The organism is Streptomyces ficellus, from assembly GCF_030406405.1.
Taxonomy (GTDB): domain Bacteria; phylum Actinomycetota; class Actinomycetes; order Streptomycetales; family Streptomycetaceae; genus Streptomyces; species Streptomyces ficellus_B.
In genome coordinates, this window is sequence record NZ_JAUEPL010000045.1 from 50,586 (window position 1) to 58,187 (window position 7,602).

Annotated in this window: 7 protein-coding genes and 3 pseudogenes; 3 read left to right on the forward strand and 7 right to left on the reverse strand. The window is 72.6% G+C overall.

From position 1 onward, the window contains the following. Positions 1-85: 85 nt before the first annotated feature. The 3 genes from QWM81_RS24575 to QWM81_RS24585 form a co-directional block, all read right to left on the reverse strand. Positions 86-217 carry an LPFR motif small protein gene (locus QWM81_RS24575; RefSeq protein WP_260604312.1) on the reverse strand — a complete coding sequence of 44 codons (132 nt, stop codon included), beginning with the start codon at positions 215-217 and terminating at the stop codon, positions 86-88. Between the two features lie 61 nt (positions 218-278). Then, a complete protein-coding gene (locus QWM81_RS24580; protein WP_290114515.1) occupies positions 279-1,142 on the reverse strand; it encodes an SCO6745 family protein in 864 nt (287 codons plus the stop codon). Positions 1,143-1,248: 106 nt separating this feature from the next. Next, positions 1,249-1,995: an enoyl-CoA hydratase/isomerase family protein gene (locus QWM81_RS24585; protein WP_290114516.1), complete on the reverse strand. Its 747-nt coding sequence runs from the start codon at positions 1,993-1,995 to the stop codon at positions 1,249-1,251. 356 nt (positions 1,996-2,351) lie between these two features. On the opposite strand from QWM81_RS24585, the gene QWM81_RS24590 reads away from it, so the two are divergent. Together QWM81_RS24590 and QWM81_RS24595 are read left to right on the forward strand one after the other, a co-directional pair. Then, positions 2,352-2,897 (forward strand): HdeD family acid-resistance protein, encoded by a 546-nt coding sequence (locus QWM81_RS24590; protein WP_290114528.1) that lies wholly within the window; start codon positions 2,352-2,354, stop codon positions 2,895-2,897. 131 nt (positions 2,898-3,028) lie between these two features. After that, positions 3,029-3,487, forward strand: a pseudogene (locus tag QWM81_RS24595) (ATP-binding protein); the annotation flags it as partial. Positions 3,488-3,587: 100 nt separating this feature from the next. Here QWM81_RS24595 and idi read toward each other — a convergent pair. From idi to galE, 4 genes and pseudogenes are all read right to left on the reverse strand, one after another. Then, on the reverse strand, positions 3,588-4,199 hold the full coding sequence (gene idi / locus QWM81_RS24600; protein ID WP_290114518.1) for an isopentenyl-diphosphate Delta-isomerase: 612 nt from the start codon (positions 4,197-4,199) through the stop codon (positions 3,588-3,590). A gap of 124 nt (positions 4,200-4,323) precedes the next feature. Next, positions 4,324-4,839: pseudogene (locus QWM81_RS24605) on the reverse strand (GNAT family N-acetyltransferase); the annotation flags it as partial. A 78-nt stretch (positions 4,840-4,917) separates the two neighbouring features. Next, positions 4,918-5,859, reverse strand: a complete 942-nt coding sequence (locus QWM81_RS24610; protein ID WP_290114520.1) for a cation diffusion facilitator family transporter — start codon at positions 5,857-5,859, stop codon at positions 4,918-4,920. Between the two features lie 139 nt (positions 5,860-5,998). After that, complete coding sequence (gene galE / locus QWM81_RS24615; protein WP_290114521.1) at positions 5,999-6,976, reverse strand: UDP-glucose 4-epimerase GalE; 978 nt, start codon at positions 6,974-6,976, stop codon at positions 5,999-6,001. A 240-nt stretch (positions 6,977-7,216) separates the two neighbouring features. On the opposite strand from galE, the pseudogene QWM81_RS24620 reads away from it, so the two are divergent. Further along, positions 7,217-7,602: pseudogene (locus QWM81_RS24620) on the forward strand (CDP-alcohol phosphatidyltransferase family protein); the annotation flags it as partial.

Here is a 7,602-nt window from a genome sequence, read left to right on the forward strand (position 1 = left end):
GGTGTCCCGACTCGCCTTCTCGTGCCTAGCCAGCTTGAGGTTGCATTCTGCCGGGTCACCGTGCGACGTGTCCGCGCGCCCTGTCTCAGGCGCGCCGCGCCCTGCCCCCGCCCCGCGAGGCCCCGCCGAACAGCCGGGCCAGCAGCCGGAACGGCAGGGTCACCACGGTGGCGACGGCCGATCCGATCATGCGGAAGAAATCTGCGATGGTACGCAAGGGGCACCTCCAGTGCTTGTGGCCTCCCTGTGCGGGTTGCCGCCGCGTATCCGCCGAAACGTCACGCCTTCCCGGTGAGGTCCTGCGGGAACGCGCCCGCCGCCACCGCGGTGCCCACGAAGCCGCGCGCCAGTTCGGTGAGCCGTTCGACGCCGGCCGCTCCGAGGTGCTCGTACGGAGCCGCGTCGAGGCGGTCCGTGTGGCCCTCCAGCTCGGCGCGCAGGGCGGAGCCCCGACTTGTCAGCTCGCCCCGCTCGTCCAGCAGCCCGCGCTCGCGCAGCCGCCCGGCCGCCGCGTCCCAGTCCGCGCGCCGCCAGCCCCGGGTGGCGAGGATCCAGCGGGGCGCCATGCCCTTGCCGGTCGCCGTGTGGCTGACCAGTGCCTCCAGCGGGTCGAGCCCGGCGGCGAGCAGCGCGGCCAGGTGCGCGTCGCCCCGGTGCTCACGCAGCAGGGTCGCCGCGTGCCAGTACGCCAGGTGGGGCTCCTCGGGCACCGGCAGGTCGGCGTGTGCCGCGTACAGCGGGCGGGCGTGCCGGGTACACGCCTCGGTGGCGCGCAGGGCGAGACCGGCGGCCTCCGCCATCGCGTCGGAGGTGACCGTCTCGTCACCGAGCAGGCGCCGCAGTGTGGCGTCGGCGGCCCGCAGCCGCGCCGCCAGGACGGCTTCCGGGGAGGCGACGTCCCAGACGGCCGGGAGGTGCCGGGCTATCAGCTCGTGGTCGAAGTTGTAGAAGGTCGCCGCGACGACACCCGGACCGACCGCTCCCATGGCGGCGGCGCGGCCGGCGAAGTACGCGGCGTTGGAATCCGTGACACCGAGCGCCGCCAGCTCCTTGGCGAAGTCCGGCGAGAAGTAGATCGTCGAGTGGAGCGGGTTCACGGCGTTGTGGCAGCGGCGCCCGGCGCCCGGCGGGAGAGTCGTCATGCGCTCACGTTACCGACTGGTTGGTACGTGGGGGAGGGGGCAGTGAAGCGCCGTCTTGCGTTGCCGTACCTGGAGCGCCGCTCCGACCCCGTCCCTGGAGCGCCGCTCAGACCCCGTACGTGAAGCGTGGAGCCCGCCGCTCCAGGAAGGCGGCGACGCCCTCCTCCGCCTCGCGGCTGCCGCGCGCCTGCTCCGCCCAGTACGCCTCCCGGCCGGTCCGCCCCGACGCGAACTCCTTGGCCGCCGCCTGCGTCAGCTGCGAGCGGGACACCAGGACCCGCGTGAACTCGGCGACCCGCTTGTCGAGTTCGCCCGCCGGCAGCACCTCGTCCACCAGACCGGTGCGCAGCGCCCGCCCCGTATCGATCAACTCGCCGGAGAACAGCAGGTACTTGGCGGCCGAAGGGCCCACCAGGGACACCAGCCGCCGCGTGGACGAGGCGGGATACACGATGCCGAGCTTCGCCGGGGTGATCCCGAAGAGCGCGCCCTCCTCCGCGAACCGCAGGTCACAGGCGGCCGCCAGCTGGCTGCCGCCGCCCACGCAGTAGCCGCGTACCGCTGCCAGCGTCGGCTTGGGGAAGGCGGCCACCGCCTCCTCGGCGCGCACGGCGAGGGATTGCTGTTCGTCCCCGGGCCCACCCAGCGACGAGATGTCGGCCCCGGCGCAGAACGTCGCCCCCGCGCCCGTCAGTACCAGTGCGCGGACGCTCCGGTCGGTCGCCAGGGCGGCGAGCAGCTCGGGCAGGGCGCGCCACATCGCGGCCGTCATGGCGTTGCGCTTGGCCGGGTTGCTGATGACGACGGTGGCCACCCCGTCCGCGACGGACTGCTCCAGCTGCGGCTGCTCCATGGGCGGGATGCTATCCGGCCCCGCCGAACGTACGATCAACAAGGGGTGCCGAACGCTGTGCTGGTGCTGCGAGAAAGCGAGGCGCGTTGATGGCCGATACCGCCCCCGACCCCGGCAGGCGCCCGGAACCGGGCCGAGCCCCCGACCCCGGTACGCACCACGATTCCGGTACGCCCCCGGACCCCGGTACGCCCCCGGAAGGCCGCACGCCCCCGGACCTCGGTGCGCCCCAGGGTTCCGGTACGCCCCCGGAAGGCCCTGCCGCCCCGGACGTCCGCGCCTCTCGCCCCTCGCGCCGGGCGGCGCCCAGCGCGGCCGCCCGTGAGGGCAGGAAGCTCCGCCGCAGTTTCGGCCGGCTGGCGCTGCTGGGGGCGGTCCTGGTCATCGCCGGCCTGGTCGGGCTCGTCTACACCGGTGTGGCCACCCTCACCTCGATGCTGCTCTTCGGCTGGCTGCTGCTGATCGGCGGCGCGGTAGGGCTGCTGCACGCCGTCCAGTCGCGCGGCGAGGGCTATTTCTGGCTCGCCGTGGTCGTCGCCGCGCTGAATATCGCCGCCGGTGTCGTGGTCATCCGCCACCCGGTGGAGTCGGCCGAGGCGCTCACCATGTTCGCCGCCCTGCTGTTCCTCACGGGCGGGGTCTTCCGGCTGGTGGGCAGCGTGGTGGTGCGTGGCCCGCAGTTCGGCTGGACGCTGCTGCAAGGGGCCTTCGGCCTGCTGCTGGGCCTGCTGGTCCTGTTCGGCTGGCCGCGCAGCAGTCTGTACGTCCTCGGTACGTTCTTCTCGCTGGCGCTGCTCTTCGACGGCCTCGGCCTGGTCGCCATCGGCGTGGGCGGCCGCCGGATCGTCCGTCTGGTATCGGCGAAGGTGTCAGAAGAAGGCCCGGACCGGTCCGTCACCTGACGTCGTTGTACGAACACGGGCAGAAGCCGTCGAATAGGTGGTGACTTCTGGACAGTGGCCGGGACCGGACCAGCACAGTGCCAACACTCGATGACGTGGCGAGAATCGAGCACGAGGGCGCACACCGGACCATGGAGAGCCGCGGGAGCATCCAGGCCCGGCCGCCCTCGTACGAAGGGGTCTGGCGATTCACCGCTCCCGCGGTCGACGTCTCCGTGCCGCAGGCCAGGCGCGCCGTACGGGATCTGCTGAAACGTCAAGGCGTGCCGATCCACGAGGATGTCGCGGACGCCCTGCTGCTGATCGTGTCCGAGCTGGTGACCAACGCCGTCCGGCACGCGGCCCTGCTGTCGCCCGAGCTCTCGGTGGAGGTCGCGATCGGCGCGGAGTGGATCCGGGTGTCGGTGGAGGACAGCCACCCCTACCGCCCCAAGGCGCTGGAGGCGGACTACGGGCGGACGGGAGGGCGCGGGCTGCTGCTCGTACGGGAAATGACCCGGGAGGCGGGCGGGGAGTGCGACGTCGAGCACACCGCGAGCGGCGGGAAGATCATCTGGGCCGCCCTGCCTCTGAAACCCGGCGTGCCCGGCGGACAGCCGGGCCCCGTGGACTCCGCAGGACTCCCCGCGCCGGCCGCGCCCGCGTACACGGCCCTGCCACCCGGCCCGGAGAGACCCTCCGGCCCCACCGTCACCAGCCCCCGGTCTCCCCTGTCAGCTCCTTGATCGCCGGGCGCGCGGCGTCCAGCACGGTCATGAACCAGGCGGAGAACGGCGCCGAGGCGTGCCGCTCCATCAGCTCACGCGCCGTCACGAACGCCGTCTCCCCGACCTCCAGCGGGTCCGGTCGCAGCGGAGCCTGCACCATGCCCACGAAGAGGTGGTTGTACTCCTGCTCGACGAGACCCGACTCGGGATCCGGGTGGTTGTAGCGCACCGTGCCCGCCTCGGCGAGCAGCGAGGGCGAGACCCCCAGTTCCTCGAAGGTGCGCCGGGCGGCCGCCGTGAACGGCGCCTCACCCGGGTACGGGTGGCCGCAGCAGGTGTTCGACCAGACGCCGGCGGAGTGGTACTTGCCCAGCGCCCGGCGCTGCAGCAGCAGCCGCCCCTCCTCGTCGAAGAGGAAGACCGAGAACGCCCGGTGCAATTGCCCGGGCGCCTGGTGAGCGGCCAGCTTCTCCGCGGTGCCGATGGTGCTGCCGGTCTCGTCGACGAGTTCCAGCATGATCGACGGCTGGGTTCCGTTCGACGCGTCCGATCCGTTCGACGAGTTGTTCGCCGCGGTGGCTGGTGTGGTCGGCATAACCATCCTTCGCTTCTGTCATCGGCCCTGTGGGGGCAACCCTCAGTCTGCCGTACAAAAGCCGCTTGTCGGCACACGACGGCACGCGCCCGTTATGCCCCATCCGCGAAATCAGCCGGTGGATTCAGACGCCGAAGGCGGGTGGATAGCGGATCGTGCCCGCGGGCACAGGACCGGAACAGTCCAGGTCGAGCGCCATCATCGCCTCGTCCGGCGCCTCGAAGGACGGCCGGATCCCGTAGCGCGAAGCCGGCACGAAACCGAAGCGGGGGTAGTACTCCGGATGACCGAGCACCAGCACCAGCCGCTCTCCGCTCTGCCGCGCCGCGTCCAGTACCGCCCGCACCACCGTCTGCCCGGCGCCCTGCCGCTGGTGGGCCGGGGCTACCGCGACCGGCGCCAGGGCGGCCGCCGGCCGGTCCCCGACGCGGCAGCGGGTGATCAGCGCGTACGCGGCGACCGTGCCGTCCGGGGCCTCGGCGACGTACGACAGGCCCGGCAGCCACGCGGACGGGTCCTCGCGGAGCGCGTCCACCAGGTCCGCTTCCTCCTGCCTGCCGAACGCGGCGGCGTTGACCGCCCGTACGGTTGCGACATCCCCCTGCGTCTCCGGCCGCGTACGCCACCGGTCGCCGGCCGGCGGTCGCCGCGCGCGGTCACCGGAACCCTCGTGTGCGGCGTCGCCGGATGACATGGGAATCGCGTGGTCGAGTGGCGGTCAGTGACAGAGCTTCGCCTCGTGCGCGGCATGACCGCTCGGCTCCAGCTGGAACGTGCAGTGCTCGACGTCGAAGTGGCCCCCCAGGCACTCCTGGAGCTCATGCAGCATCTTCTCGTGCCCCACGGAGTCGAGCGCCTCCTGATGCACCACCACATGGGCCGAGAGCACCGGCATCCCCGACGTGATGGTCCAGGCGTGCAGATCGTGCACGTCCTTCACCCCCGGCAGGGCCAGTATGTGCGCGCGGACCTCGGCCATGTCCACGCCTTTGGGGGCCGCCTCCAGCAGGACGTCGAGCGTCTCGCGCAGCAGCTTCACCGTGCGCGGCACGATCATCAGGCCGATCACCAGGGACGCGATCGGGTCGGCCGCCTGCCAGCCGGTGGCCAGGATGACACCGGCCGAGATCAGCACCGTCACCGAGCCCAGCGCGTCCGCCAGCACCTCCAGGTAGGCGCCGCGCACATTGAGGCTCTCCTTCTGCCCCCGTACCAGCAGGGAGAGCGACACCATGTTGGCCACCAGGCCGAACAGGGCGAACGCGATCGCCACCCCGCCCTTGGTCTCGGCCGGCGTGATGAACCGCTGGACCGCCTCGTACAGCAGATAGCCCCCGACACCGAGCAGCAGCAGACAGTTCGCGAGCGCGGCCAGGATCTCCGCCCGCGCGAACCCGAAGGTCCGGTTCTGGTCGGCCGGGCGGCCAGCGAAGCGGATGGCCAGCAGCGCCATGGCGAGCCCCACCGCGTCGGTCGCCATGTGCGCCGCGTCGGCGATCAGGGCCAGGGAGTCGGCGATGACGCCGCCGACGACCTCGGCCACCATGACCGCGAGGGTGATCGTGAGCGCGATGCGCAGCCGCCCCTTGTACGCGGCGGCAGCGGTCCCCGTCGGCGACGGACCACCGTGTGCGTGCCCGTGGTCGTGCCCAGCCCCCATGAATGCGCCTCCTGATCGTCGGACACCCTTCCGAGGCGCAAGTGAACTACGGGTGGGGGGTATCCGCAACCCGGCACTGAACACCGTTGTCATATGCCCTGACCTGCGGTTACGTCCGCTGGTCGGGGCGGTGCGACGATCAGCGCACACATGCCTCGGGATGGCGCAGGCACCACCCCTCCCAGGCCGACTCGACCATCTCGCGCACCCCCAGCGAGGCCGTCCAGCCCAGCTCCTCGGTGATCCGCCCGACCGACGCCACCGCCCTGGCCGCGTCCCCCGGCCGCCGCGCCTCCACCACCGGCTGGTGCGTGCTGCCGGTGACCTCGGCCACGATGCCGGCCAGCTCCCGTACGGACACGCCTTCGCCGCGGCCGACGTTCAGCGTCAGGTCGCCGTTCTGACCGGCCAGGCGGCGGGCGACGGCGAGGTGGGCGTCGGCGATGTCGGCGACGTGGATGTAGTCACGGACGCAGGTGCCGTCCGGGGTCGGATAGTCGTCGCCGAAGATCCGCGGGGCCTCACCGCGCGTGATCCGGTCGAAGAACATCGGGATGATGTTGAACACGCCGGTGTCCGCCAGCTCGGGCCGTACGGATCCGGCCACGTTGAAGTAGCGCAGGCAGGCCGTCGCCATGCCGTGGGCCCGGCCGGTCGCGCGGACCAGCCACTCGCCGGTGAGCTTCGTCTCGCCGTACGGGTTGATCGGCGCCGCCGGGGTGTCCTCGTCGATCAGCTCCACGTCCGGTACGCCGTACACGGCGGCCGACGAGGAGAACAGGAACCGCCCCACCCCGGCGGCGACCACGGCCTCCAGCAGCACGGTCAGCCCGTGCACGTTCTCCCGGTAGTACCGCAGCGGCTGCTCGACCGACTCCCCGACCTGCTTCTTCGCCGCGAGGTGTACGACGCCGGTGACACCGTGCCCGGCGAGCGTCCGGCCCACCAGCTCCCGGTCGCCCAGCGAGCCCCGCACCAGGGGTATGCCGGCGGGCAGCCGCTCCGGGACGCCCGTCGAGACGTCGTCCAGGACGACGACCCGCTCGCCCGCCTCCGCCATGGCCCGGGCCACATGGGCGCCGATATATCCGGTTCCGCCGGTGATCAACCACGTCATGACGGCCAGCCTATGCCGCCACAGGACCGCGGTTTGTGGCTGAGGTACCCATCGACCATGATGATCGCGGCGGGTCGGTCGTGACCCGGCTTCTCCCGGGGGACGGCCCCCGGAGGCCGGGAAACCTCAGTGAACGTCCGCTTCCGTTCATCCGATAGCCTCTGCCGACGTGCCGCCGCCCAGGACCGGGCCGAGTTGCCGCGCGCAGCCGGCCCTGTCAGCTCCAAGGAGTGAGTTCGTCTGTCGACCGCCATCCTCACCGGTCCTCCGGTACCCGGATCGCCGCTCGAGGGCGATCTGCGGTCGCTGGGCTTCGACGTCCGTATCGCCGCCGATGAGCGGGAGGCCGCCGCGCTGCTCGCCGCCGTCCCGGCCACCGAGCGCGTCGCGGTCGTCGACCCGCGTTTCGTGGGCCACGTCCACGCGCTGCGGCTGGCCCTGACGGACCCCCGCTTCCCCGCGGCGACGGTGCCCGGCGCCCTGACGGCCCAGCCGGAAGCCCGCCCCTCCCTCACCCGCGCGCTCGCCACCCCGACGCCCACGCCCGCCGACGCCCCCACCCGCGTCGGCGAGGCGACCGACCCCGCGCCCGCCCCCGGTGCGGCGCCTGCCCCCGGTGCGGCGCC

Coding starts and splice junctions, on each gene's coding strand:
- QWM81_RS24580 (WP_290114515.1), bottom strand. CDS start 1,142: ATGACGACTCTCCCGCCGGGCGCCGGGCGCCGCTGCCACAACGCCGTG.
- QWM81_RS24585 (WP_290114516.1), bottom strand. CDS start 1,995: ATGGAGCAGCCGCAGCTGGAGCAGTCCGTCGCGGACGGGGTGGCCACC.
- idi (WP_290114518.1), bottom strand. CDS start 4,199: ATGCCGACCACACCAGCCACCGCGGCGAACAACTCGTCGAACGGATCG.
- QWM81_RS24610 (WP_290114520.1), bottom strand. CDS start 5,859: ATGGGGGCTGGGCACGACCACGGGCACGCACACGGTGGTCCGTCGCCG.
- galE (WP_290114521.1), bottom strand. CDS start 6,976: ATGACGTGGTTGATCACCGGCGGAACCGGATATATCGGCGCCCATGTG.